Genomic DNA, 25,687 nt, shown 5'->3' with positions numbered 1-25,687 from the left:
TGCGTCATGCAAACGGCCTCCCTCGGGAGGCCGTTTTCGTTGGTCACTGCCGTTGCTGCTTGCGCCTGGACCATTGGCGCGCGACCCACCAGCGCCAATAGAGCATGGTCAGGCAATAGGCAGTGGCCCCCAGCACCAGCCCGGCCACCACCGAGCCGAGGAGGAAGGGTTGCCACAGGGTTGCCAGCTGGCTGCTGATCCACTCCCAGGTCAGCTCGTCGGGCAGGGTGCGCGGCGGCACGTTCATCAGCCAGGCCCCCAGTTGGTAGGTGCAGAAGAACACCGGCGGCATGGTGATGGGGTTGGTCAACCAGACCAGGCTGACACTGATGGGCATATTGCCGCGCAGCCAGATGGCCAGTACCGCAGCCAGCAACATCTGCATCGGAATGGGAATAAAGGCGGCGAACAGGCCCACGGCCATGGCCCGGGCCACCGAGTGTCGATTGAGGTGCCAGAGGTTGGCGTCATGCAGCAGGGTGCCGAGAAAGCGTAAGGACTTGTGTTCCCGGATGCTGGTCGGATCTGGCATGTAACGTTTGAATAAGCGCCGGGGCATAAGGCTTCTCGGTCGGGTCAGGCGACGATTATGACCGGATTCTAGTCGGCGAAAATTCAGACATTGTGACAAATGATAATGCCGCGCTGCCCATCCTCGACTAAGCCAAGAGTATGAACTCCCAAGGAGGGGCGGGCGGATGCGTAGCGCAATGCTGGCGCTGGCTGCGGGGCTGCTGGCGCTGGGTTTCATGCCGGCCTTGCCCCCAGGCTGGCTGCTGCTGTGTATGGCGATACTGGCCTTGATGCTGTTGCCGTTTCGTACACATCCGGTGGCATTTTTCCTGTTCGGTTTCACCTGGGCCTGTGTCTCCGCGCAGTCGGCCCTTGATGATCGCCTGGCGCCGCGCCTGGAGGCACAGACCCGCTGGCTGGAGGGGCGGGTGAGCGGCCTGCCGGAGCAGGCGGGCGGCGTGGTGCGTTTCGAGCTGGAAGATGCCCAGGCCCGCCGTGAGCGGCTGCCCCGGCGCATGCGCCTGGCCTGGCGTGAGGGCCCGGCGCTCAAGAGTGGCGAGCGCTGGCGGCTGGCGGTCAAGCTTCGCCAACCGATGGGTTTGTTGAATCCCCAGGGCTTCGATTACCAGGCCTGGCTGCTGGCGCGCCGTAACGGCGCCACCGGCACGGTCAAGGCCGGGCAGTTGCTGGCACCGGCCCCACAGGCCTGGCGGCAAGGCTTGCGCCAGCGCTTGCTAGAGGTCGAGGCTCAGGGACGCGGTGCGGGGCTGGCGGCGCTGGTAATGGGCGACGGTTCCGGCCTGACGCGGCAAGACTGGCAGCTGTTGCAGGACACCGGCACCGTCCACCTGATGGTGATTTCCGGGCAGCACATCAGCCTGCTGGCTGGGGTGATCTATTTCGCGGTGGCCGGGCTGGCCCGCCATGGTCTCTGGCCCGAGCGCTTGCCGTGGTTGCCCTGGGCCTGTGCCCTGGCCTGGCTCGGCGCCCTGGGCTACGGCCTGCTGGCGGGGTTCGATGTGCCAGTGCAGCGCGCCTGTGTGATGGTCGCCCTGGTACTGCTCTGGCGCATGCGCTTTCGCCATCTGCGGGCTGGCTGGCCCCTGCTGCTGGCGTTGAATGCGGTGTTGCTGGCCGAGCCGCTGGCCAGCTTGCAGGCGGGGTTCTGGCTGTCCTTTGCCGCAGTGGCAATCCTGATCTTGATCTTTGCCGGGCGCCTGGGGGCGTGGAGCTGGTGGCAGGGCTGGACCCGGGCCCAATGGTTGATCGCCATTGGCCTGCTGCCGCCGTTGCTGGCTCTGGGGCTGCCTATCAGCCTCAGCGGGCCGCTGGCCAATTTGCTGGCGGTGCCCTGGGTCAGCTTTCTGGTGTTACCGCCGGCTTTGCTCGGCAGCCTGCTGCTGCCGGTGCCTTATGTGGGGGAGGGCCTGTTGTGGCTGGCCGGTGGATTGCTGGACGGGTTGTTCCGCTTGCTCGGATTGATTGCCGGTGGGTGGCCGGCCTGGATGCCGCCGCAGATCCCTCTGTGGCTATGGGGCATGAATGCTCTGGGTTGCCTGTTGCTGCTGTTGCCCAGGGGCGTGCCCATGCGGGTTCTGGGTTGGCCGCTGTTGCTGCTGGCGGTCTGGCCACCCCTGGCGCGCGTGCCCGAAGGCGAGGTGGAGGTCTGGCAGCTGGATGTGGGGCAGGGCCTGTCATTCATCCTGCGTACCCGTGATCACGCCCTGCTGTATGACGCTGGCGCGCGGGTCGCCGAGTTCGACCTGGGAGAGCGAGTGGTAGTGCCGACCCTGCACAGGCTCGGCATCCGGCGGCTGGACCTGATGCTGCTCAGCCATGCCGACAACGACCATGCCGGTGGCGCCCAGGCGGTGCAGCGCGCAATGCCCGTGGGCGAGGTCCGCGGTGGCCAGCCCGACGCCTTGCCCGCGGGCCTGCAGGCAAGGCCTTGCGACAGTGGGCTGAGCTGGGTGTGGAATGGCGTGCGCTTTCGCCAGTGGCAATGGGCAGCGGCGACCGACGGCAATCAGGCTTCGTGCGTGCTCCAGGTCGAGGCTGCCGGCGAGCGCCTGCTGCTCACCGGGGACATCGACGCCCGTGCCGAGCGAGCCTTGCTCGACAGCCCGCTGGCGGTGCGGACCCACTGGCTGCAGGCCCCCCATCACGGCAGCCGCACCTCTTCATCCATGGCCTTGCTGCAACGGCTGGCCCCCGACGCGGTGCTGATTTCCCGTGGGCGGGGCAATGCCTTCGGCCACCCCCATCCTCAAGTGCTGGCACGCTATCGGCGCCTGGACATGGCAATTTATGACAGCGCCGAACAGGGCGCTCTGAGGCTGCAACTGGGGGCTTTCGGGGCGGCGCATGGCCTTCGCGAGCAACAGCGATTCTGGCGTGAGCCGCCCGCAATGCCTTAAATAACCGTGGGTTATTAAAGCCTGTGAGCATGCGACATCACGGTCTTCGGTGCGTCCGGCCCCTATGTTAGAGTGGCGCACTTTTTCGAGGGGGCTGTCACTGTGTGGGAATTGGTCAAATCCGGCGGCTGGATGATGTTGCCGATCATTCTGAGTTCCATTGCTGCCGTGGGCATCATTGCCGAGCGTCTGTGGACCCTGCGGGCCAGCCGTGTCACCCCGCCCCACCTGCTGGGGCAGGTCTGGCGCTGGATCAAGGACAAGCAGCTGAACAAGGAAAAGCTCAAGGAACTGCGCGCCGATTCGCCCCTGGGCGAGATTCTGGCGGCGGGCCTGGCCAACTCCAAGCATGGCCGCGAGATCATGAAGGAATGCATCGAAGAGGCTGCCGCCCGGGTCATCCATGAGCTGGAACGCTACCTCAACGCCCTCGGCACCATTGCCGCCATGGCACCGCTGCTGGGGCTGCTGGGCACCGTGCTGGGCATGATCGACATCTTCAGTTCGTTCATGGGCTCGGGCATGACCACCAACGCGCACATCCTTGCAGGCGGTATTTCCAAAGCCCTGATCACCACCGCCGCCGGCCTGATGGTGGGCATTCCCTCGGTGTTCTTCCACCGCTTCCTGCAACGCCGGGTCGATGAACTGGTGGTGGGCATGGAGCAGGAGGCGATCAAGCTGGTGGAAGTGATCCAGGGCGACCGCGATGTCGATCTGGCCGAGGGCAAAGCGTGAAATTCCGTCGCAAGCCCCGGGAAACCGTGGACATCAACCTGGCGTCGTTGATCGACGTGGTGTTCATCCTGCTGCTGTTCTTTGTTGTCACCACCACCTTCACCCGGGAAACCGAGCTGCGGGTCGACCTGCCGGAAGCGGTCAGCGGCTCGCCGGCCGAAGACCAGCAGGTCAAGCAACTGGATATCGCCATCAGCGCCGACGGCGTGTTTTCGGTGAACAACCAGGTCCTGCCCAAAAATGACCTGGAGACCTTGATCGAGGCCCTGCAGAAGGAGTCGGCGGGCGACACCAACCTGCCGCTGTCCATCAGCGCCGACGGCAAGACCCAGCATCAAGCGGTGATCACAGCCATGGATGCAGCCGGCAAGCTCGGTTTCAGCCACCTGCGCATGACCACCGTCGAGGCGGACCCGGCACCCTGATGGCACTTTCCGATCGCCTGCTCAATGCCTGGTACAACGGCCACCCCGCGCTGAAACTGCTGCGCCCCCTGGAATGCCTGTATCGCCGAGTGGTGACGGGCAAGCGCCAGCGCTTTCTTGCAGGTGAGGGGGCGATCTATCAACCACCTGTGCCGCTGATCGTGGTGGGCAACATCACCGTCGGCGGCACCGGCAAGACGCCGTTGATCCTGTGGCTGGTGGAGCACTGCCAGCGCCTCGGGTTGCGGGTCGGGGTGGTCAGCCGCGGCTACGGTGCCAAGCCGGCGCAACTGCCATGGCGCGTCAGCGCCGAAGATTGCGCCGCGGTGGCCGGTGATGAGCCGCTGCTGATCGTCCAGCGCTGCGGCGTGCCGCTGATGATCGACCCGGATCGCGGCCGCGCCGTACAGGCCCTGCTGGCCGCCGAGCCGCTGGACCTGATCCTCTCCGACGACGGCCTGCAGCACTACCGCCTGGCCCGTGACCTGGAGCTGGTGCTGATCGATGCCGCCCGCGGCCTGGGCAACCGCCGCTGCCTGCCTGCCGGGCCGCTGCGCGAGCCGGCGGAGCGTTTGCAGAGCGTCGACGCGGTGCTCTACAACGGCGCAGTTGATGACCGTGACGACGGGTTCGCCTTTCATCTCAAGCCCTCGGTGCTGGTCAACCTGCGCAGTGGCGAGCGCCGTGCGCTGGAGCATTTCGCCCCCGGCCAGGCGCTGCATGCGGTGGCGGGCATCGGCAATCCCCAGCGTTTCTTCAACACCCTTGAAACGCTACACTGGCGGCCTGTTCCCCATGCATTTGCCGATCACGCTCAATACAGTGCGCAGGCCTTGACCTTCACCCCGTCATTGCCGCTGGTCATGACCGAGAAAGATGCGGTCAAGTGCCGGGCTTTCGCGGCAGACGACTGGTGGTACCTGGCGGTCGATGCCCAGCCTTCGCCGGCCTTCGTCGCCTGGTTCGACACCCAGTTGATGCGCCTGCTGCCTGATCGTCTGCTGCCTTAATTCGCTTTTATCCAGGGAATCCTCATGGACACCAAACTGCTCGACATCCTCGCCTGCCCGATCTGCAAAGGCCCCCTCAAACTCAGCGCCGACAAGACCGAGCTGATCAGCAAGGGCGCGGGCCTTGCCTATCCGATTCGCGATGGCATCCCGGTGATGCTGGAAAGCGAGGCGCGCACCCTGACCACCGAAGAGCGCCTGGACAAATGAGCAGCGCCTTTACCGTTGTCATCCCGGCGCGCTACGCCTCCACTCGCCTGCCAGGCAAGCCGCTGCAACTGATCGCTGGCAAGCCGATGATCCAGTGGGTCTGGGAACAGGCGCGCAAGAGCAGCGCCGAGCGGGTCGTGGTGGCCACCGATGATCAGCGCATCGTCGAGGCCTGCCAGGGCTTTGGCGCCGAGGCGCTGCTGACCCGGGAAGATCACAACTCCGGCACCGACCGGCTGGCGGAAGTCGCCGCCCAGCTGGGTCTGGCCGCGGATGCGATCGTGGTCAACGTACAAGGCGACGAGCCGTTGATCCCGCCGTCGGTGATCGATCAGGTAGCGGCCAACCTGGCAGCCCACACCGAAGCGCGCATGGCCACCCTGGCCGAGCCGATCGAGGACGTGCAGACCCTGTTCAACCCCAATGTGGTCAAGGTGGTCAGCGACCTCAACGGCCTGGCCCTGACCTTCAGCCGCGCCACCTTGCCCTGGGCCCGGGATGCCTTTGCCCAGAGTCGTGAGCAATTGCCCGAAGGCGTGCCTTATCGCCGTCACATCGGCATCTATGCCTACCGCGCCGGCTTTCTTCACGACTTTGTCAGTTGGGGCCCGTGCTGGCTGGAAAACACCGAATCCCTGGAGCAACTGCGTGCCCTGTGGCATGGCGTGCGGATCCACGTGGCCGACGCCCTGGAAGCACCGCCTACCGGCGTCGATACCGCCGAAGACCTTGAGCGCGTTCGGCGCCTGCTGGAGGCCTGATGCGGGTTCTGTTCGTCTGCCTGGGCAATATCTGCCGCTCGCCCACCGCCGAAGGCGTGCTGCGCCGCAAGTTGCACGAGGCCGGCCTGGGTGACCAGGTGCAGGTCGCCTCTGCGGGCACCAGCGACTGGCACATCGGCAAGGCCCCGGACAAGCGCAGCCAGCAGGCTGCCTTGCGGCGCGGCTACGACCTGTCGGCGCAACGGGCGCAGCAGGTCGGCAGCGCCGATTTCGCTGCCTATGACCTGATCTTCGCCATGGACCAGAGCAACCTGCGCAACCTCAAGGCCCTGCAACCGGCCCGGGGCAAGGCCGAGCTGGACCTGTTCCTGCGTCGCTACGAGGCGGCGCTGGATGAAGTGCCGGATCCGTACTACGACGGCGAGCAGGGTTTCGAGCAGGTGCTGGACCTGATCGAGGATGCCTGCGACCGGCTGGTGGTCGAATTGAAGGGGCGGCTATGACCCTGGACATTCAGGCCGATGTGTCCCTCAAGCCGTTCAACAGCTTCGGGGTCGAGGTCAAGGCGAAGTGGTTTGCCCAGGCCCACAGCGACGACGAGGTACGCGAGGCCCTGGCCTATTGCGCTACCCACCAGGTGCCGCTGCTGGTGATCGGCGGCGGCAGCAACCTGCTGCTGACCGCGGATATCCAGGCCCTGGTGCTGCGCATGGCCAGTCGTGGCATTCGCCTGCTCAGCGATGACGGGCAGCGGGTGGTGGTCGAGGCCGAGGCCGGGGAAACCTGGCATCCCTTTGTCCAGTGGACCCTGGAGCAGGGCCTGTCCGGGCTGGAGAACCTGAGCCTGATTCCCGGCACCGTCGGCGCCGCACCGATGCAGAACATCGGCGCCTATGGGGTGGAGATCAAGGACGTGTTCGCCGGCCTGACCGCCCTCGATCGGCAGACCGGCGAGCTGCGGGAATTCGACCTGGCGCAGTGTCAGTTCGCGTACCGCGACAGCCTGTTCAAGCATCAGGCCGGTCGCTGGTTGATCCTGCGGGTGCGCTTTGCCCTGAACCGTGTCGATCAACTGCACCTGGAATACGGTCCGGTGCGCCAGCGCCTGAGCGAGCAGGGCATCGAACAGCCGACGGCCAGCGATGTCAGCCGAGCGATCTGCAGCATCCGCAGCGAGAAGCTCCCGGACCCTGCCGTGCTGGGCAATGCCGGCAGCTTCTTCAAGAACCCGGTGGTGCCGGCGGCACTGGCGGCGCAGATCAAGCAGTCGCATCCGGGGCTGGTGGGTTACCCCCAGGCCGATGGGCAGGTGAAGCTGGCGGCCGGTTGGCTGATCGAACAGGCGGGCTGGAAGGGCTTTCGCGAGGCGGATGCCGGGGTCCATCGCTTGCAATCGCTGGTGCTGGTCAACTATGGCGGCGCCAGCGGCCTGCAGTTGCTGGAACTGGCGCGGCGGATCCAGCGCGATATCGCCGAGCGTTTCAGTGTCGAGCTGGAGATGGAGCCCAACCTCTATTAGCGAGAGACGGCTTGCGGTGGATAGCAAAAAGCCTTGCCTGGCTGACGTTCGGGCAAGGCTTTTTTGTTAATTGCGGCTTAACTTAGCAGGCTAAGAATCAGCTTTCTGCTGTTCCCAAAGGCCCGGTGAAGCCTGTCTTCACAAGAGAGCCCGATTAGCCTGAGCCGATCTGCGTGCACCGTAGCGGCGGTACTGCACGGCGGATGACTCGACCCCATCACTCAGAAAATGCGGGCGTGCCCATGATTACCCTGAAGCTCAACGGTCAAGATCATCAACTGGACGTCACCGAGGACATGCCGCTGCTGTGGGCTATCCGCGACGTGGCGGGCTACAACGGCACCAAGTTCGGCTGCGGCATGGGCCTGTGCGGCGCCTGTACGATTCATATCGACGGCGACCCGGCGCGCAGTTGCATCACGCCGATAGGCTCGGTGCAGGGCAAGAACGTCAGCACCATCGACAACCTGCATACCGACCCGGTAGGGCAGGTGGTGCAGCAGGCCTGGCTGGATACGGCGGTGGCCCAGTGCGGTTACTGCCAGGGCGGGCAGATCATGTCGGCCACTGCCTTGCTCAAGGTTCACCCCAACCCCAGCGACGAGCAGATCGAAGAGGCGATGCTCGGCAATATCTGCCGCTGCGGCACCTACAACCGGATCAAGACCGCGATCCGACAGGCTTCTAGCCATCTGCAGGAGGCCAAGGCATGAACCGCCTACCGCAGGATTTTGCCCTGAGCAACCTCAGCCGCCGGGGCTTTCTCAAAGGTGTGGGGGCCACCGGGGCCCTGGTGCTGGCTGCGAGCTGGGGCTGGCAGGAGGCCTTTGCCGAGGACAAGAAATTCGGTGCCGACGGCATGCCCCACGGCTGGGTCGATGACCCCAAGGTCTACGTGAGCATTGCCAGCGACGGCAGCGTCACGGTGATCTGCAATCGCTCGGAGATGGGCCAGGGCGTGCGCACCAGCCTGAGCATGGTGGTGGCCGATGAACTGGACGCCGACTGGGCGCAGGTCAAGGTTCGCCAGGCGCCGGGTGACGAGGTGCGTTTCGGCAACCAGGACACCGACGGCTCGCGCAGCATGCGTCATTGGTACGAGCCCATGCGCCGCTGTGGCGCGGCTGCGCGGACCATGCTGGAACAGGCCGCCGCTGCGCAGTGGCAGGTGCCATTGGCGCAGTGTCGGGCGCAGTTGCACAAGGTGGTTCACCAGCCCACCGGGCGTGAGCTGGGCTATGGCGCCCTGGCCGCTGCGGCAGGCGCCCTGGCGGTGCCTGCCCGGGATAGCCTGCGCCTGAAGCAGCCCGGGGAGTTCCGCTACATCGGCAAGGAGGCCACCCGGGCCATCGATGGCCAGGACATCGTCAACGGCCGTGCGGTGTACGGCGCCGATGTGCATTTCGACGGCATGCTGTTCGCGGCGGTGGCGCGGCCCCGGGTGTATGGCGGCAAGGTCAAGTCGGTGGATGACAGCGCTGCCTTGAAGGTACCGGGGGTGATCAAGGTCGTGCCCATCGACAGCCGCCCCTTGCCTTCGGAGTTCCAGCCCCTGGGCGGCGTGGCTGTGGTGGCGAGCAACACCTGGGCGGCGATCAAGGGCCGCGATGCCTTGAGGATCGAGTGGGAGGATGGCGCCAACGCTGGCTACGACTCCATCCAATACCGCAAGCAACTGGAGGCGGCGGCGCGGCAACCGGGCAAGGTGGTGCGCAGTACCGGCAACCTGGATGAGGCCCTGAAGGGTGCCGAGAGCAGCCTGGAGGCCAGCTATTACCTGCCGCACCTGGCCCAGGCACCGATGGAGCCGATGGTGGCCGTGGCGCGATTCCAGGACGGTCGCTGCGAGGCGTGGGCACCGAGCCAGGCGCCACAGGTGACCCGCGAGCGAATCGCCGAACGCCTGGGGATCGGCTTCGAGCAGGTCACGGTGAACGTCACGCTGCTGGGCGGCGGCTTCGGACGCAAGTCCAAGCCCGACTTCATCCTGGAGGCGGCGATCCTGGCCAAGGCCTTTCCCGGCAAGGCGGTGCGGGTGCAGTGGACCCGCGAGGACGATATCCACAACTCCTACTTCCATACCGTGTCGGCGGAATACCTCAAGGCCGGGCTGAACAAGGACGGCCTGCCGGCGGCCTGGCTGCACCGCACCGTGGCGCCGAGCATCACCGCGCTGTTCGCCCCGGGGATGAATCACGAAGGCGCCTTCGAGCTGGGCATGGGCTTTACCAACATGGCCTACGCGATTCCCAACGTGCGCCTGGAAAACCCCGAGGCCGCGGCCCATACCCGGGTCGGCTGGTACCGTTCGGTGTCGAACATTCCCCATGGCTTCGCGATCCAGAGTTTTGTCGACGAACTGGCCCACAAGGCCGGCCAGGATCCGCTGCAGTACCAGCTCAAGCTGCTGGGGCCGGATCGTCAGATCGACCCCCGAACCCTGAGCGAAGAGTGGAACTACGGCGAATCCCCCGAGCGCTACCCCATTGATACCGGGCGCCTGCGCACGGTGCTGGAAACCGCGGCCAAGGCGGCCGGCTGGGGGCGCTCGCTGCCCAAGGGACGCGGTCTGGGGCTGGCCGTGCACTACAGCTTCGTGACCTATGTGGCGGCGGTGATCGAGGTGGAAGTGAAGGACGATGGCACGCTGATCGTGCATCAGGCCGATATCGCCGTGGATTGCGGCCCGCAGATCAACCCCGAGCGTATCCGCTCGCAATTCGAAGGGGCCTGCGTCATGGGCCTGGGCAATGCGGTGCTGGGGGAGATCAGCTTCAAGGAGGGCAAGGTCCAGCAGGATAATTTCCATATGTACGAAGTGGCGCGCATGTCCCTGGCGCCGAAACAGGTGCAGGTGCACCTGGTGACGCCGCCGGGGGACGTGCCCCTGGGCGGGGTGGGAGAGCCCGGTGTGCCGCCGATTGCGCCGGCCCTGTGCAACGCGATCTTCGCCGCCACCGGCAAGCGCATACGCAACCTGCCGGTGCGCTACCAGTTGCAGGGCTGGCAGCAGGCGAGCGCCTGATGGACAGCGTCGACCTGAATGTCCTGCGCAGTGTCCTGGAATGGCGGCGCGCCGGGCGCGGCGTGCTGCTGTACAGCGTGGTGCAGACCTGGGGCAGCGCGCCGCGGCCACCCGGCGCCATGCTGGCCCTGCGCGACGACGGAGTGGTGACCGGCTCGGTGTCCGGAGGCTGTATCGAGGATGACCTGATCAGCCGCCAGGGCGATGGGCGCCTGTCTCGCCACGGGCCGCCGGTGCAACTGGTGACCTACGGCGTGACCCTGGAGGAAGCGGCGCGATTCGGCCTGCCCTGCGGCGGCACCTTGCGCCTCACCGAAGAGCGGGTTGGCGACCCGGCCTGGGTCGCCGAATTGCTCCAGCGCTGCGAAGCCCACCAGATCGTGGCCCGGGAGCTGAACCTGGGCACCGGCCAGGTGCTGCTCAAGGCTGCGAACCGTGGCGATGAATTGGCGTTTGACGGGGTCACCCTGCGGGCGATCTATGGACCGCGCTGGCGCTTGCTGCTGATCGGCGCCGGGCAGTTGTCGCGCTATGTGGCGCAGATGGCCCGCTTGCTGGATTTCGAGGTGCTGATCTGCGATCCGCGCCAGGAGTTCGTGCATGGCTGGGAGGGGCAGGATGGACGATTTGTCGCCGGGATGCCCGACGATGCGGTGCTGAGCATCGAGCCCGACGAGCGCACGGCGGTGGTGGCCCTGACCCATGATCCGCGCCTGGATGACATGGCGCTGCTGACGGCGCTCGACTCCCGGGCATTTTACGTCGGCGCCCTGGGTTCCCGGGCCAACAGCCAGAAGCGCCGGGACAATCTGGCGCTGCTGGGGCTTTCGGCGCAGGCCATCGAGCGCTTGCACGGGCCGGTCGGATTGCCCATCGGCAGCCATACGCCGGCGGAGATTGCCTTGTCGTTGCTGGCCGAAATCGTCGCGCTGAAAAATGGTGTCGAACCGGTGCAGAAGAAGCTGCCGGTGCGAGTGGCGGAGACGGTGAGGTGAGCCGCAAGCCTTGCGCGATCATCCTGGCGGCGGGGCAGGGCAGGCGTTTTCGCCAGGTGGCCGGGGCCGGGCAGGACAAGCTGCTGGCGCCCTGCCGCGGGCGTGACGGGGTGCAGCGGCCGGTGCTGGAGCAGGTGCTGGTGAGCCTGCCGGTGGACGTTGCCCGGCGAGTACTGGTGACCACGGCGGATCGACCCCAGGTGGTGGAGCTGGCGCGTGCCTACGGTTGTCAGGTACTGGTGCTGGACTCCGTGGGCATGGGGCATAGCCTGGCCGCGGCAGTGGCTGCCTGCGTCGATGCCCATGGCTGGATGGTCTGGCTGGGGGACATGCCCTTTATCCTGCCCGCCACCGCCAGTCGGGTGATGGAGGCAATGACCGAGGAGGGCATCAGCGTGCCGCGGCTGGGGGATGAGTTGGGTCATCCGGTGGGCTTTGGCCGGTCTTATGGTGCAGCGTTGCAGGGCCTGTCTGGTGATCGGGGAGCCCGGCTACTGTTCGCTTCGGGGCGGGTGGTGGAAGTTCCGGTGACGGATCCGGGGGTGACCTGGGATGTGGACGTTCCGCAGGCGTTGCTGTTTCCGGATTGTCAGGTGCTCCAGGTATAAAAAAGCCCCGCCCGGTTACCCGGGCGGGGCTTTTTCATGGGCTGCTGGAATCAGACGAGAGGTTTAGGCTCGTGCTGTTCTTCCTCGGCATGCGCAGCGTGCTCGACAGCGCGCGGTGCTTGCTCGGCCACAGGGGCCGCTTCTTCCACTGCAGGTTCGGCCACTGGCGCCGGTGCAGTCTCTTCGGCTGGCGCAGGGGCGGCCTCGACCACCTCTGGCGCTTCTACCGGAGCCGGCTCGGCGGTCACCACGGCTTCAGCCGGAGCAGCAGCGGCAGCCAGCTCGGCTTCCTTCTGCAGGCGCTCGGCTTCACGCTTGCGGCGACGCACTTCGCGTGGGTCGTTCGGTGCACGGCCATTGCTGGTCAGGGTGCTGACCGGCGCGGCTTCAGCTTCGACAGCGGGTGCGGGCTCTTCGGCCACCACCGGTACTGCAACCGGAGCCGGCTCTTCAACCTGGGCAGGCTGCTGGGCCGCTACAGGCTCTTCAACCACCACTGCTGGCTCGGCAACCGGGGCTGGCGCAGGGGCTTCCTGAACCGGCTCGATGGCCTTTTCCTCAACCACTGGCGCCTGGGCTACAGGTTCTGCTGCCGGTTGTTCGGCAACCACAGGCTGGGCTTCGACAACCACGGCCGGTTCGGCAGCCACTTCAACCTGAGCCTGCTCTTCAGCCACTGGAGCCACTTCCACTGCAGGAACCACTGGGGCTTCTACCGGCGTGGTGGCTTCAACCACTGGGGCTTCCGGAGCCTTGTCTTCTACAGCGGCAGTAGCACGTTCGGCTTGCTGGTGAGCTTCGGCTTCAGCGTTGGCGCTGATGGCGGTGCTGGCAACCGCGGCAGTTACCGCAAGGCCGGCAGCCAGATCGGCGCTGCTTGGCTCTTCGGCGTTTTCTTCCGAGCCTTCGATCACATTGCCGTTGGCATCACGTTGACGCTCGCGACGGTTGCTGCGACGACGCTGGCCGCGGGAGCGACGACGTGGACGTTCGCCTTCGGCGTTGTCCTGGCCGTCTTCCTGCAGTTGCTCTTCGTTCGGCAGCGCTTCTTCTTCGCTGGCGGCAACGGCTTGAGCCTGTTCGGCACGTGGTTGGCGCTCTTCACGTGGCGCACGTGGCTGGCGTTCTTCGCGAGGCTGGCGCGCCGGACGTTCTTCGGCAACAACGGCGGCGGTAGCAGCGGCTGCAGCTGGAGCGGCGTCCAGAGGCTCGCGCAGTTCACGCACGCGTTCTTCACGCTCGCCACGTGGCTTGCGCTCTTCACGCGGGGCGCGTGGCTGGCGTTCTTCGCGCGGTGCACGGGGTGCGCGTTCTTCGCGGGCTACCGCTTGAACTTCTTCACGGGCTTCGCGAACTTCGCGTGGCTGACGCTCTTCCCGTGGTGCGCGTTCTTCACGCGGAGCACGTTCTTCGCGCGGCTTGCGCTCTTCATCGCGGCGACCGTTACGGTTGCGGCTCTGCTGGCGGCCATTGCGACGCTGTTCTTCGTTGCTGCGAGCAGGGCGCTCGGTCACTGGCTTCTCGACCACGACCGGTGCGGCTGGCTCTTCCTTGGTAGCGAACAGGCTGACCAGGGACTTCACCAGGCCTTTGAACAGGCTTGGTTCGGCCACTGGAGCCGGTGCAGCTACAGGGGCTGCGACGACTTCGGTCGGAACCGGAGCGTTGGCGCGGGCCGGGGCAGTCTTCACTGCCGCTTCCTGGCGAACCAGGGTGCGGGTGGCGGCGGTTGGCTGGACTTCTTCGGCTTCGGCGGCGGCCGCTGCGATTTCGTAGCTGGACTGGTTGGTGTTGGCTTCCGGGCTGTCATCACGCAGGCGCTGAACTTCGAAGTGTGGCGTTTCGAGGTGATCGTTCGGCAGGATGACGATGCGGGCACGGGTGCGCAGTTCGATCTTGGTGATCGAGTTGCGTTTTTCGTTGAGCAGGAAAGCGGCGACCGGAATCGGCACTTGGGCGCGCACTTCGGCGGTGCGGTCTTTCAGGGCTTCTTCTTCGATCAGGCGCAGGATCGCCAGGGACAGCGACTCGACGTCACGGATGATGCCGGTGCCGTTGCAGCGCGGGCAGACGATGCCGCTGCTTTCGCCCAGGGATGGACGCAGGCGCTGACGGGACATTTCCAGCAGGCCGAAGCGCGAGATGCGGCCGATCTGCACGCGGGCGCGGTCGGCTTCCAGGCATTCGCGGACTTTTTCTTCCACGGCGCGCTGGTTCTTGGCCGGGGTCATGTCGATGAAGTCGATGACGATCAGGCCGCCGATGTCACGCAGGCGCAGTTGGCGAGCGATTTCTTCCGCTGCTTCCAGGTTGGTCTGCAGAGCGGTTTCTTCGATGTCGCTGCCTTTGGTGGCGCGGGCCGAGTTGATGTCGATGGACACCAGGGCTTCGGTCGGATCGATGACAATAGAGCCGCCGGAAGGCAGTTCGACCACGCGCTGGAAAGCGGTCTCGATCTGGCTTTCGATCTGGAAACGATTGAACAGCGGCACGCTGTCTTCGTACAGCTTGATCTTGCTGGCGTACTGCGGCATCACCTGGCGGATGAAGGTCAGGGCTTCGTCCTGGGCTTCAACGCTGTCGATCAGCACTTCGCCGATGTCCTGGCGCAGGTAGTCGCGGATCGCGCGGATGATCACGTTACTTTCCTGGTAGATCAGGAATGGCGCGGAACGATCCAGGGACGCTTCCTTGATGGCGGTCCAGAGTTGCAGCAGGTAGTCGAGGTCCCACTGCATCTCTTCGCTGCTGCGGCCCAGGCCGGCAGTGCGCACGATCAGGCCCATGTCGGCGGGTGCCACCAGGCCGTTCAGCGCTTCACGCAGTTCGTTGCGCTCTTCGCCTTCGATGCGGCGGGAGATACCGCCGGCACGCGGGTTGTTCGGCATCAGTACCAGGTAACGGCCGGCGAGGCTGATGAAGGTGGTCAGGGCGGCGCCCTTGTTGCCACGCTCTTCTTTCTCGACCTGGACGATGACTTCCTGGCCTTCGCTCAGGACGTCCTTGATGTTGACGCGGCCTTCGGGGGCTTTCTTGAAGTATTCGCGGGAGATTTCTTTGAGGGGCAGGAAGCCGTGGCGCTCAGAGCCGAAATCGACAAAGGCAGCCTCGAGGCTTGGTTCGATGCGAGTGATGCGGCCTTTATAGATGTTGGCCTTTTTCTGCTCGCGGGCTCCGGACTCGATGTCCAGGTCGTAGAGGCGCTGGCCGTCTACCAGAGCAACACGCAACTCTTCGGGTTGAGTTGCGTTAATCAGCATTCTTTTCATGTAGTACCGTCGGTTTCCGGGCTGCCGGAAACGGCGTTCGGCACACACGACTTCTCACGGTCGGTGTCAGGTGCGTCAGGAGTGGTTGACCACTCGAGTGTCTAGCGAGGTTCGTCCGGGTAACTAAGAACGAAGTCGCGACTTACGCGTCCTGCTTGCTGTGGTGACTAAGGCACCGCTTAAGCAAAAGTCTGTCAGGAGGAGGAATCAACCGGCGACTGTGGACGAGATGAAGCGTCTTGATAAAGCCTAATGCTACACAGTCCGACGGTTGTGCATCTCCACCCTACACGTATCCCTGATAATTCGGGTGCTGCCGCGCGCAGAATCCGCAGCGGGTTGGCATTTACCGTGAACTCCGAAAGGGGAGGTCACGCATCATGGCTAAAGGCGTTGTTTCCGCAACTTTCGCTCGGGATCGTTTGTCGCTGACTGCACTTTGTGAACTGGCCGTTAATCGCTGCGTAAAAGGCGAGTAGTCACTCTGCTTTCTACGGGTTTCAGGCCTCATGTCACCTGCGCTTGTTACAACGCCGAACTCTTCCGTTAGATAGTGAAAACTGCGTAGGACGGCCTTGCGTCCTTATGAATTGCGTTGGTCAGGGCCGGCTGTTTGCCGCTGTTCCTCTGCCCAGCCGCTTTTGGCGGCGTTCGCGACTATAGCAGCAATCATTAAGTGCTTCAAATCCATAAAAAATTGTTATCATTCGCGCCATGACGACTACTGCCCCCTCGACTCCAGGCGTTCAATTGCTTGAGGTCTCGCCGGAATATGCCGGCCAACGTATTGATAACTTCCTTCTCGCCCGGCTCAAAGGCGTGCCCAAGACCTTGATTTACCGCATTTTGCGTAAAGGCGAAGTGCGAGTGAACAAGGGGCGGATCAAGCCCGAGTACAAGCTGCAAGCGGGTGATGTGGTGCGCGTGCCTCCCGTGCGTGTGCCCGAGCGCGACGAGCCGGTGCCGCTGGCTCAAGGGTTGCTGCAGCGCCTGGAAGCCTCGATCGTCTTCGAAGACAAGGCCCTGATTGTGATCAACAAGCCTGCCGGGATTGCCGTGCATGGCGGCAGCGGCTTGAATTTCGGGGTGATCGAAGCCTTTCGTCAGTTGCGCCCGGACGCCAAGGAGCTGGAGCTGGTGCATCGCCTCGATCGGGACACCTCCGGCCTGCTGATGATCGCGAAAAAACGCAGCATGCTGCGTCATCTGCATGCCGCGCTGCGGGGCGATGGCGTGGACAAGCGTTACATGGCGCTGGTCCGTGGCCATTGGGCCACGGCGGTGAAGCAGGTGCGTGCGCCGCTGCTCAAGAGCAACCTGCGCTCCGGCGAGCGCATGGTGGAGGTCAACGAAGAGGGCAAGGAGGCCTTGACCGTGTTCAAGGTGCTGCGCCGCTTCGGTGATTTCGCCACCATGGTCGAGGCCAAGCCGGTGACCGGGCGTACTCACCAGATTCGTGTGCACACCCTGCATGCCGGGCACTGTATTGCCGGTGACAGCAAGTACGGCGATGACGATTTCACTCGCGAGATCCGTGAGCTGGGCGGCAAGCGCCTGTTTCTCCATGCCTATATGTTGACTGTGCCGCTGCCCGATGGCGGCGAGCTGAAATTGCAGGCCCCGGTGGATGAGATGTGGGCCAAGACCGTGGAGCGCCTGAGTGCACCCTGATTACAAACTGCTGATCTTCGACTGGGACGGCACTCTGGCCGATTCCATTGGTCGGATTGTCGAGTCGATGCACGCATCTGCTGATCGTTCCGGCTTTCCTCGCCGCGATGACTACGTCGTCAAGGGCATTATCGGTCTGGGATTGCCAGAGGCGATTCGCACACTGTATCCGGAAATAGATGATGGGCAGTTGGTAGCCTTTCGTCAGCATTATGCGGATCACTACATTGCTCTCGAGGCAGAGCCTTCGCCTCTGTTTGCTGGTGTGATGCAGTCTCTCGACGCCTTTCGGGATGAGGGCTATCAGTTGGCTGTCGCCACTGGCAAGGCCCGGCGAGGGCTGGATCGAGTGTTGAAGGCCCATGGTTGGGAGGAGTATTTCGATATCACCCGGGCGGCCGACGAAACTGCCAGCAAGCCTCATCCGTTGATGCTGGAGGAAATCCTTGCTCATTGCGGGGTTGGGCCGCGGCAGGCTTTGATGGTTGGCGATTCGTCCTTTGATCTGTTGATGGCGCGCAATGCCGGAATGGATTCGGTGGCCGTGAGCTACGGTGCTCAGTCCATCGAGGCCTTGCAGGCATTCGAGCCTCGCTTGTCCATCGACCGTTTTCCTCAATTGCACGCCTGGCTGAGCCAGGGTGCCGATTAAGTTTTTGCTGGGGTAGTAGGCATGACCGACGAATGGAAGGCGCCGAGCAAGGCGGGCGCTGAAGGTGGTGATGATAAAAGCTGGAAACTGCTGGAGAAGACGCTGTTGGCCAGTGTCCAGGAACAGCGTCGCTCGCGGCGCTGGGGCATTTTCTTCAAGCTGTTGACCTTTGTTTACCTGTTCGCGGCGCTGGCGTTGTTCACGCCGCTGATGACCATGGAAAAGAATGCCACTCGTGGCGGTAGCTACACCGCGGTGATCGATATCACGGGGGTGATTGCCGACAAGGAATCGGCCAGTGCTGACAATATTGTCGGCAGTCTGCGTACTGCGTTCGATGATCCCAAGGTCAAGGGCATTGTGCTGCGTATCAACAGCCCTGGCGGCAGCCCGGTGCAGTCCGGCTACGTCTATGACGAGATTCGTCGTCTGCGGGCTTTGCACAAGGACACCAAGGTCTACGCGGTAATCTCGGATCTCGGGGCGTCGGGTGCTTACTACATCGCCAGCGCTGCTGACGAGATCTATGCCGACAAGGCGAGCCTGGTGGGTTCCATTGGTGTGACGGCGGCCGGCTACGGCTTTGTCGGCACCATGGAGAAGCTGGGGGTTGAGCGTCGCACCTATACCTCGGGCGAGCACAAGTCGTTCCTGGACCCGTTCCAGCCGCAAAAGCCTGAAGAGACCCAGTTCTGGCAGGGCGTGCTGGACACCACTCATCGCCAGTTCATTGCCAGCGTCAAGCAGGGCCGTGGCGATCGCCTGAAGGACAAGGAGCATCCGGAGCTGTTCTCCGGCCTGGTATGGTCGGGCGAGCAGGCGCTGCAATTGGGGTTGATCGATGGCCTGGGCAATACCAGTTCGGTGGCGCGGGATGTGATTGGCGAGAAAGAGGTGGTGGACTTTACCGTCCAGGAATCGCCATTTGATCGCTTCTCGAAGAAGCTCGGTGCCAGCGTGGCAGAGCAGATCGCCATGTGGATGGGCTTTCAGGGCCCAACCTTGCGCTGATCGGGTGTTGCTCAATAAAAAGCCGGCTTGAGTGCCGGCTTTTTTATGGCGGCTCAGGGTGTCTCTACGCCCTCGGCCAGCAGCATGTCCACGAGGCGGATCAGTGGCAGGCCTATAAGGCTGGTGGCGTCGCTGCCGGCGGTGCTCTGGAACAGGCTGACCCCCAGGCCTTCGGCCTTGAAGCTGCCGGCGCAATCATAGGGCTGTTCGGCGTGCAGGTAGCGTTCGATGCGGGTGCTGTCCAGGGTGCGCATGTTGACCGTGAACGGGACGCAGTCGACCTGGCAGTGGCCAGTCTGGCTGTTGAGCAGGGCCAGGCCGGTGAGGAAGGTCACGCTGGCGCCGCTGGCGTCCAGCAGTTGCTGGCGGGCTTTTTCGAAGGTATGGGGTTTGCCGATGATGCGCTCGCCGAGCACCGCGACCTGGTCGGAACCGATGATCAGGTGTGCTGGATGGCTGCTTGCCAGGGCGCGGGCCTTTTCCTCGGCCAGGCGTTTCACCAGGGCCGTGGCAGACTCTCCGGGACGATGGCTTTCGTCGATGTCAGGAGAGCTGCAGGTGAAGGGCAGGCGCAGGCGGGACAGCAATTCCCGGCGGTAGGCCGAGCTTGAGGCGAGTAATAAAGGCAGCATGTGCGTCTCCTGAGGCAGGCCGGGAATTCTAGCGAGGCTTGCAAGTGACGGACAGGGCTGAATTTCCTTTGACATGGCCTGGGGCATCCCTATAATGCTGCGCCTATGTTGAATGACCCGATTCCACCTCACGTTGACCCGCGCAAATTGGCTGACCGTGGCACCACCCTTCAAGGTGAGCTGCTGCTGGCCGATTTGGAGAGACTCTGCGACCCGCTTTCCGACAATGTCGGTACGGTGCAGGCTAAATTCGTTTTCGAGCGTGACGAACGTAAAGCTGTAGTTATCCACAGCTCCATCGACGTCGAAGTCAAAATGGTTTGCCAGCGTTGTCTTGAGCTGGTCACCCTGCCGATCCACAGTGAGTGCAGTTACGCTGTGGTGAAGGAGGGTGCGAATACCCAGTCGTTGCCGAAAGGTTATGACGTGCTGGAACTGGGCGAAGATCCTTTGGATCTGCAGGCGTTGGTCGAGGAAGAGCTTTTGCTTGCCTTGCCAATCGTGCCTGCTCATCATCCGGAAGAATGCCAGCAGCCGGCGGGGCTCGATGAGCCCGAACCGAGCGAGGACGAGGTAACGCGGTCCAACCCGTTCAGTGTATTGGCGCAGTTAAAGCGTGACCCAAACGTTTAGGAGTTAATCAATTATGGCTGTTCAGCAGAACAAAAAATCCCGCTCTGCCCGTGACATGCGTCGTTCCCACGATGCTCTCGAGGCTAGCACCCTGTCCGTAGAAAAGACCACCGGTGAAGTTCACCTGCGTCACCACGTATCGCCAGAAGGCGTATACCGTGGTCGTAAAGTGATCGACAAGGGCGCTGACGAGTAATCCTTGTCCGCTCAAGTCATCGCGATTGACGCAATGGGCGGGGACTTCGGTCCCCGCAGCATTGTTCAGGCGAGTATTGCTTGTCTGTCTGCTACCCCCTCGCTGCACCTGACCTTGGTTGGTCAACCCTCCCTTCTTGAAGAACTGATTTCCGGTCAAACGGCTGTGGATCGCGCGCGCCTGACGATTACCCCTGCAAGCGAGGTGATCACCATGGACGAAAAGCCTTCCCAGGCCCTGCGGGGCAAGCCGGACTCTTCGATGCGGGTGGCCCTTGAGCTGTTGCGCGATGAGAAGGTCCAGGCCTGCGTCAGTGCCGGTAATACCGGTGCGCTGATGGCGCTGTCGCGTTATGTGCTGAAAACCCTGCCCGGAATCGATCGGCCGGCGATGGTGGCTGCCATCCCGACTCAGCGTGGCTATTGCCAATTGCTGGACCTGGGAGCCAACGTCGATTGCAGTGCCGAGCACCTGTTGCAGTTCGCCATCATGGGCTCGGTTGCGGCGGAAACCCTGGGCATCGTGCGGCCGCGGGTGGCCTTGCTGAATATCGGCACCGAGGACATCAAGGGCAACCAGCAGGTCAAGCTGGCGGCGAGCTTGCTGCAGCAGGCCCGCGGCCTCAACTACATCGGTTTCGTCGAGGGCGATGGGTTGTATCGGGGCGAGGCGGACGTGGTGGTGTGCGACGGTTTTGTCGGCAACATCCTGCTCAAGTCCAGCGAGGGGCTGGCGACCATGATTGCCGCTCGTATAGAAGCCTTGTTCAGGCAGAATCTGCTGTCCCGGGCTGTTGGGGCACTGGCCTTGCCGCTGATGCGCAGGTTGCAGGCGGATCTGGCGCCGGCGCGGCACAACGGTGCGAGTTTCCTCGGCTTGCAGGGGATCGTGGTGAAAAGCCATGGTTCTGCAGGCGTTCAAGGTTTCCAGAGTGCCATTCAGCGGGCGTTGATCGAGATCCAGGAAGACCTGCCGCGCCGCTTGCATGGGCGTCTTGAAGACTTGTTGCTTTAGGCGTTTTCCCTGTGGAGTGCTTAAATGTGACCGCTCAGTTCAATTGGCCATCCAACTGTCAGTTTCTTGCGTCCACACACGGTGTGACGTCAATTCTCCGACGACAAGATCATTAGGGGCTTGTTACATGTCTGCATCCCTCGCATTCGTCTTTCCAGGACAGGGCTCGCAGTCCCTCGGCATGTTGGCCGAGCTGGGCGCGCAGTACCCACTGATCCTCGATACGTTCAAAGAAGCCTCCGATGCTCTGGGCTACGACCTCTGGGCTCTGACCCAGGAAGGTCCTGCAGAGCTGCTCAATCAAACCGACAAGACCCAGCCGGCCATCCTTACCGCGTCCATCGCCCTGTGGCGTGTATGGCTGGCCGAAGGTGGCGCGCGCCCGGCTTTCGTCGCCGGTCACAGCCTGGGTGAATACAGTGCCCTGGTCGCCGCTGGCAGCCTGACCCTGGGTGAAGCGGCCAAGCTGGTCGAGCGTCGTGGCCAGTTGATGCAGGAAGCCGTGCCGGCAGGGCAGGGCGGCATGGCTGCAATTCTCGGCCTGGAAGATGCCGATGTGGTCGCCGCCTGTGCTGAAGCCGCGCAGGGCGAGGTGGTCAGCGCCGTGAACTACAACTCCCCTGGCCAGGTGGTGATCGCCGGGGCTAAGGCGGCTGTGGATCGCGCGATCGAGGGCTGCAAGGCGCGGGGCGCCAAGCGCGCCATGCCGCTGCCGGTCAGCGTGCCTTCCCACTGTGAGCTGATGCGCCCGGCCGCCGAGCGCTTTGCCGAGTCGATCGCTGCGATCAACTGGCAGGCACCGCAGATTCCATTGGTACAGAACGTCAGCGCCGCTGTGGCCGCCGACCTGGACACCCTCAAGCGCGACCTGCTGGAGCAGTTGTACAAGCCGGTGCGTTGGGTCGAGTCGGTCCAGACTCTGGCAGCCAATGGCGCCACCGAGCTGGTCGAGTGCGGTCCGGGCAAGGTCCTGGCCGGCCTCAACAAGCGCTGCGCCGAAGGCGTGTCGACCTCTAACCTGAACACCCCAGATGCTTTCGCTGCCGCCCGTGCAGCGTTGGCCTGAACTAGGAGAAGCTTGCATGAGTCTGCAAGGTAAAGTTGCACTGGTGACCGGCGCCAGCCGTGGTATCGGCCAGGCCATCGCGCTTGAGCTGGGGCGTATGGGCGCCACCGTGGTGGGTACCGCCACGTCCGCTTCGGGTGCCGAGCGCATTGCTGCCACCCTCAAGGAAAATGGCATCCAGGGCACTGGCCTTGAGCTGAACGTTACCAGTGACGAGTCCGTGGCTGCAGCCCTGGCCAGCATCACCGAGCAGTTTGGTGCGCCGGCGATCCTGGTGAACAACGCCGGCATCACTCGCGACAACCTGATGATGCGCATGAAAGATGACGAGTGGTACGACGTGGTCGATACCAACCTGAACAGCCTGTATCGCCTGTCCAAGGGCGTTCTGCGTGGCATGACCAAGGCTCGTTGGGGTCGAATTATCAGTATCGGCTCGGTTGTGGGTGCCATGGGCAACGCAGGCCAAGTAAACTACGCGGCCGCCAAGGCCGGTCTCGAAGGTTTCAGCCGTGCCCTGGCCCGTGAAGTGGGTTCGCGGTCGATCACGGTGAACTCGGTTGCTCCAGGTTTTATCGACACCGATATGACCCGCGAACTGCCGCAAGCGCAGCGTGAAGCACTGCTGACGCAAATTCCGCTGGGTCGTCTGGGCCAGGCTCAAGAGATCGCGCAAGTGGTCGCTTTTCTGGCATCCGACGGTGCGGCATACGTTACCGGGGCTACAATCCCGGTCAACGGCGGGATGTATATGTGAGTCAAATGTGACGGATTGCTTCAAAAAAATGTCATACGAGCTGTCTAAAATCCGTTATAAAGCTGCAATCAATTTATAGGCAGATGGCCAAAGGGTTTGAGGGACAAAGCTTTCAGTTGAAAAGCTGAAAAGCCTTTCTATACACTTACCCACTGGCCAGCTGCCTGAATTTGTCCATTAGGAGTGAAAACAAGGTATGAGCACCATCGAAGAGCGCGTCAAGAAAATCGTTGCTGAGCAACTGGGCGTTAAAGAAGAAGAAGTTGTTAACACCGCTTCCTTCGTTGAAGACCTGGGTGCCGACTCCCTTGACACCGTTGAGCTGGTGATGGCTCTGGAAGAGGAATTCGAGACCGAAATCCCTGACGAAGAAGCTGAAAAGATCACTACCGTTCAAGCAGCTATCGACTACGTTACCAGCCACCAGGCTTAATCGTTTGTAGTCGTCTTTTGCTGTCATGGAAAAACCGCACTGCCGTTACGGCGTGCGGTTTTTTCTTTAGGCCTGATACAAAGTGTCGTCATTAGAAAAAGGAGAGTGCTGTGTCGCGTAGACGCGTCGTAGTCACCGGTATGGGTATGTTGTCGCCACTGGGTACGGATGTGCCAAGCAGCTGGCAGGGCATTCTGGCTGGCCAAAGTGGCATCGGTCTGATCGAACACACCGACCTTTCTGCCTATTCCACCCGTTTTGGCGGCTCGGTAAAGGGCTTCAATGTCGAGGAATACCTGTCGGTCAAAGAGGCCCGCAAACTCGACCTGTTCATTCAATACGGCCTGGCAGCCGGTTTCCAGGCGGTACGCAACGCCGGTCTGGAAGTCACCGATGCCAACCGTGAACGCATCGGCGTGGCCATGGGCTCGGGTATTGGCGGTTTGACCAATATCGAGGAAACCAGCCGCATCCTGCACGATTCCGGCCCACGACGGATTTCTCCGTTCTTCGTGCCTGGCTCGATCATCAACATGATTTCCGGTTTCCTGTCCATCCACTTGGGTGCCCAGGGGCCGAACTACGCCATTTCCACTGCGTGCACCACCGGTACCCACTGCATCGGCATGGCTGCGCGCAACATCGCCTACGGCGAAGCCGATGTGATGATCGCCGGCGGTGCTGAAATGGCTGCCTGTGGCCTGGGCATGGGCGGCTTCGGTGCGTCCCGTGCACTGTCGACCCGCAACGACGAGCCGACCCGCGCCAGCCGTCCCTGGGACAAGGGGCGTGATGGCTTCGTCCTGTCCGACGGCGCCGGCGCCCTGGTTCTGGAAGAGCTGGAGCACGCCAAGGCTCGTGGGGCCACCATCTATGCGGAGCTGATCGGCTTCGGCATGAGCGGTGACGCCTATCACATGACGTCGCCTCCCGCCGATGGTGCCGGTGCTGCGCGCTGCATCGCCAATGCCCTGCGCGACGCCAAGCTCAACGTGGACCAGGTGCAGTACATCAACGCCCATGGCACTTCGACCCCGGCCGGCGACCTGGCCGAGGCCGAAGCGATCAAGAGCGTGTTCGGCGATCACGCCTACAAGCTGGCGGTCAGTTCCACCAAGTCCATGACGGGTCACCTGTTGGGTGCCGCGGGGGCGATCGAGGCGATCTTCAGTGTGCTGGCAATCAACAGCCAGGCCGCGCCGCCCACCATCAACCTGGATGAGCCGGATGAAGGCTGCGATCTCGATTTCGTGCCGCACACCGCGCGCAGCATGGACATCGACGTAGTACTGTCCAACTCCTTCGGTTTTGGTGGCACCAACGGCTCCCTGGTGTTCCGCCGGTTCTCCGAGTGATGCACAGCTGGGTCGATGGTCAGCCGGCTGACGCACTGTCGCTCAAGAACCGCGGCCTGGCTTACGGTGATGGTCTGTTCGAGACCATTGCCGTCAAATCCGGGCGCCCGCAGCTGCTGGAGCGGCATCTGCAGCGTCTGACCGAAGGATGCCGGCGCCTGGCGCTGACGGCGGATCAAGCCCTGATCCGCAGTGAGCTGCAGGCGTATGCGGCGGCTTTGGGGGAGGGTGTGCTCAAGCTGATCCTCACCCGGGGCGACAGCCAGCGCGGCTATGCCGCCGATCCTGCAACCGCTGCACGGCGTATTCTCCAGGGCTCCGCATTGCCGGTGTATCCCCTGGCCCATGCCGAGCAAGGCATTCGTCTGTTTCCCTGTACCACGCGCCTGGCCGAGCAGCCGCTGCTGGCCGGCCTCAAGCACCTCAATCGTCTGGAGCAGGTTCTGGCTCGTGCCGAGTGGCGTGATGCCGAGCATGCCGAAGGCTTGATGCGAGATACCTCTGGGCGAGTTATCGAAGGCGTGTTCAGCAACCTGTTCCTGGTCAGCCAGGGGCGGCTGCTGACGGCTGACCTCGGTCGCTGCGGCGTGGCCGGGGTGATGCGCGCTGAAATATTGTTTCAGGCCGAGTCATTGGGCATCCCCGCGCAAGTCGGGGATATCAGTCTCGATCAACTGCAACAGGCTGATGAAGTCTTTGTCTGCAACAGTGTCTATGGCGTCTGGCCAGTGCTTGGCTGTGCCGGGATGAGCTGGTCGGCGGGTGCGCTCACCCGTAAACTGCAGGGCATTACCCGCGCACTACTGGATGCTTGAT

The 25,687-nt window shown here is 63.4% G+C and carries 26 protein-coding genes; 23 read left to right on the top strand and 3 right to left on the bottom strand.

Annotation, left to right across the window (positions count from 1 at the left end):
* Positions 1-43: 43 nt before the first annotated feature.
* The gene (locus BLS75_RS20035; RefSeq protein ID WP_015634695.1) at positions 44-559 is read right to left on the bottom strand and encodes a DUF2062 domain-containing protein; all 516 of its coding nucleotides are present in this window, start codon (positions 557-559) and stop codon (positions 44-46) included.
* A 139-nt stretch (positions 560-698) separates the two neighbouring features.
* Here BLS75_RS20035 and BLS75_RS20030 point away from each other — a divergent pair, with 139 nt between their 5' ends.
* From BLS75_RS20030 to BLS75_RS19975, 12 genes are all read left to right on the top strand, one after another.
* The gene (locus tag BLS75_RS20030; protein WP_072451644.1) at positions 699-2,930 is read left to right on the top strand and encodes a DNA internalization-related competence protein ComEC/Rec2; all 2,232 of its coding nucleotides are present in this window, start codon (positions 699-701) and stop codon (positions 2,928-2,930) included.
* Positions 2,931-3,032: 102 nt separating this feature from the next.
* Positions 3,033-3,668, top strand: coding sequence for a MotA/TolQ/ExbB proton channel family protein (locus tag BLS75_RS20025; protein WP_011060100.1), 636 nt, complete (start codon positions 3,033-3,035; stop codon positions 3,666-3,668).
* Positions 3,665-4,093, top strand: coding sequence for an ExbD/TolR family protein (locus BLS75_RS20020; protein WP_011060101.1), 429 nt, complete (start codon positions 3,665-3,667; stop codon positions 4,091-4,093). The genes BLS75_RS20025 and BLS75_RS20020 overlap by 4 nt, the downstream gene beginning before the upstream one ends.
* Positions 4,093-5,103 carry a tetraacyldisaccharide 4'-kinase gene (gene lpxK / locus BLS75_RS20015; protein ID WP_011060102.1) on the top strand — a complete coding sequence of 337 codons (1,011 nt, stop codon included), beginning with the start codon at positions 4,093-4,095 and terminating at the stop codon, positions 5,101-5,103. Before BLS75_RS20020 ends, lpxK begins: the two co-directional genes overlap by 1 nt.
* Before the next feature lie 24 nt (positions 5,104-5,127).
* Entirely contained in the window at positions 5,128-5,313 is a 186-nt protein-coding gene (locus tag BLS75_RS20010; protein ID WP_011060103.1) for a Trm112 family protein, read from the top strand.
* A complete protein-coding gene (gene kdsB, locus BLS75_RS20005; protein ID WP_011060104.1) occupies positions 5,310-6,074 on the top strand; it encodes a 3-deoxy-manno-octulosonate cytidylyltransferase in 765 nt (254 codons plus the stop codon). Before BLS75_RS20010 ends, kdsB begins: the two co-directional genes overlap by 4 nt.
* Positions 6,074-6,538 carry a low molecular weight protein-tyrosine-phosphatase gene (locus BLS75_RS20000; protein WP_015634698.1) on the top strand — a complete coding sequence of 155 codons (465 nt, stop codon included), beginning with the start codon at positions 6,074-6,076 and terminating at the stop codon, positions 6,536-6,538. Before kdsB ends, BLS75_RS20000 begins: the two co-directional genes overlap by 1 nt.
* Complete coding sequence (gene murB, locus BLS75_RS19995) at positions 6,535-7,554, top strand: UDP-N-acetylmuramate dehydrogenase (protein ID WP_072451643.1); 1,020 nt, start codon at positions 6,535-6,537, stop codon at positions 7,552-7,554. The genes BLS75_RS20000 and murB overlap by 4 nt, the downstream gene beginning before the upstream one ends.
* A 242-nt stretch (positions 7,555-7,796) precedes the next feature.
* Positions 7,797-8,267, top strand: coding sequence for a (2Fe-2S)-binding protein (locus BLS75_RS19990; protein ID WP_011060107.1), 471 nt, complete (start codon positions 7,797-7,799; stop codon positions 8,265-8,267).
* A complete protein-coding gene (locus BLS75_RS19985) occupies positions 8,264-10,579 on the top strand; it encodes a xanthine dehydrogenase family protein molybdopterin-binding subunit (RefSeq protein WP_072451642.1) in 2,316 nt (771 codons plus the stop codon). Before BLS75_RS19990 ends, BLS75_RS19985 begins: the two co-directional genes overlap by 4 nt.
* Entirely contained in the window at positions 10,579-11,574 is a 996-nt protein-coding gene (locus BLS75_RS19980) for an XdhC family protein (RefSeq protein ID WP_072451641.1), read from the top strand. The genes BLS75_RS19985 and BLS75_RS19980 overlap by 1 nt, the downstream gene beginning before the upstream one ends.
* Entirely contained in the window at positions 11,571-12,182 is a 612-nt protein-coding gene (locus BLS75_RS19975; protein ID WP_072451640.1) for a nucleotidyltransferase family protein, read from the top strand. The genes BLS75_RS19980 and BLS75_RS19975 overlap by 4 nt, the downstream gene beginning before the upstream one ends.
* A gap of 50 nt (positions 12,183-12,232) precedes the next feature.
* On the opposite strand, the gene rne is transcribed toward BLS75_RS19975, so the two are convergent.
* The gene (gene rne / locus BLS75_RS19970; RefSeq protein ID WP_072451639.1) at positions 12,233-15,451 is read right to left on the bottom strand and encodes a ribonuclease E; all 3,219 of its coding nucleotides are present in this window, start codon (positions 15,449-15,451) and stop codon (positions 12,233-12,235) included.
* A gap of 714 nt (positions 15,452-16,165) precedes the next feature.
* On the opposite strand from rne, the gene rluC reads away from it, so the two are divergent.
* From rluC to sppA, 3 genes are read left to right on the top strand one after another with little or no spacing between them, the layout of a single operon-like run.
* A complete protein-coding gene (gene rluC, locus BLS75_RS19965; RefSeq protein ID WP_011060111.1) occupies positions 16,166-17,122 on the top strand; it encodes a 23S rRNA pseudouridine(955/2504/2580) synthase RluC in 957 nt (318 codons plus the stop codon).
* Complete coding sequence (locus BLS75_RS19960; RefSeq protein ID WP_072451638.1) at positions 17,112-17,774, top strand: HAD-IA family hydrolase; 663 nt, start codon at positions 17,112-17,114, stop codon at positions 17,772-17,774. The genes rluC and BLS75_RS19960 overlap by 11 nt, the downstream gene beginning before the upstream one ends.
* Positions 17,775-17,795: 21 nt before the next feature.
* Complete coding sequence (gene sppA, locus BLS75_RS19955; RefSeq protein WP_072451637.1) at positions 17,796-18,785, top strand: signal peptide peptidase SppA; 990 nt, start codon at positions 17,796-17,798, stop codon at positions 18,783-18,785.
* A gap of 53 nt (positions 18,786-18,838) precedes the next feature.
* Here sppA and BLS75_RS19950 read toward each other — a convergent pair whose 3' ends face one another.
* On the bottom strand, positions 18,839-19,417 hold the full coding sequence (locus tag BLS75_RS19950) for a Maf family protein (RefSeq protein ID WP_041116791.1): 579 nt from the start codon (positions 19,415-19,417) through the stop codon (positions 18,839-18,841).
* 105 nt (positions 19,418-19,522) lie between these two features.
* Between BLS75_RS19950 and BLS75_RS19945 the strand changes: the two genes are divergently transcribed.
* The 8 genes from BLS75_RS19945 to pabC all read left to right on the top strand — a co-directional run bounded on the left by BLS75_RS19945 (position 19,523) and on the right by pabC (position 25,686).
* Entirely contained in the window at positions 19,523-20,050 is a 528-nt protein-coding gene (locus tag BLS75_RS19945) for a YceD family protein (RefSeq protein WP_011060115.1), read from the top strand.
* Positions 20,051-20,063: 13 nt separating this feature from the next.
* Positions 20,064-20,246 carry a 50S ribosomal protein L32 gene (gene rpmF, locus BLS75_RS19940; RefSeq protein ID WP_003179396.1) on the top strand — a complete coding sequence of 61 codons (183 nt, stop codon included), beginning with the start codon at positions 20,064-20,066 and terminating at the stop codon, positions 20,244-20,246.
* 3 nt (positions 20,247-20,249) lie between these two features.
* Positions 20,250-21,260: a phosphate acyltransferase PlsX gene (plsX, locus tag BLS75_RS19935; RefSeq protein ID WP_072451636.1), complete on the top strand. Its 1,011-nt coding sequence runs from the start codon at positions 20,250-20,252 to the stop codon at positions 21,258-21,260.
* Between the two features lie 127 nt (positions 21,261-21,387).
* On the top strand, positions 21,388-22,326 hold the full coding sequence (fabD, locus tag BLS75_RS19930; RefSeq protein WP_011060117.1) for an ACP S-malonyltransferase: 939 nt from the start codon (positions 21,388-21,390) through the stop codon (positions 22,324-22,326).
* Between the two features lie 16 nt (positions 22,327-22,342).
* Positions 22,343-23,083, top strand: a complete 741-nt coding sequence (fabG, locus tag BLS75_RS19925) for a 3-oxoacyl-ACP reductase FabG (protein ID WP_072451635.1) — start codon at positions 22,343-22,345, stop codon at positions 23,081-23,083.
* 196 nt (positions 23,084-23,279) lie between these two features.
* Positions 23,280-23,516 carry an acyl carrier protein gene (gene acpP / locus BLS75_RS19920; protein WP_003175607.1) on the top strand — a complete coding sequence of 79 codons (237 nt, stop codon included), beginning with the start codon at positions 23,280-23,282 and terminating at the stop codon, positions 23,514-23,516.
* A gap of 110 nt (positions 23,517-23,626) precedes the next feature.
* Positions 23,627-24,871, top strand: coding sequence for a beta-ketoacyl-ACP synthase II (gene fabF, locus BLS75_RS19915; RefSeq protein WP_011060119.1), 1,245 nt, complete (start codon positions 23,627-23,629; stop codon positions 24,869-24,871).
* Entirely contained in the window at positions 24,871-25,686 is an 816-nt protein-coding gene (gene pabC, locus BLS75_RS19910; RefSeq protein WP_072451634.1) for an aminodeoxychorismate lyase, read from the top strand. Before fabF ends, pabC begins: the two co-directional genes overlap by 1 nt.
* Position 25,687: the final 1 nt, after the last annotated feature.

Source organism: Pseudomonas sp. NFPP12 (genome assembly GCF_900103205.1).
Lineage (GTDB): Bacteria > Pseudomonadota > Gammaproteobacteria > Pseudomonadales > Pseudomonadaceae > Aquipseudomonas > Aquipseudomonas protegens.
The sequence above is the reverse complement of the archived record's forward strand: the minus strand, read 5'-3'. Positions and strand labels throughout refer to the sequence as shown.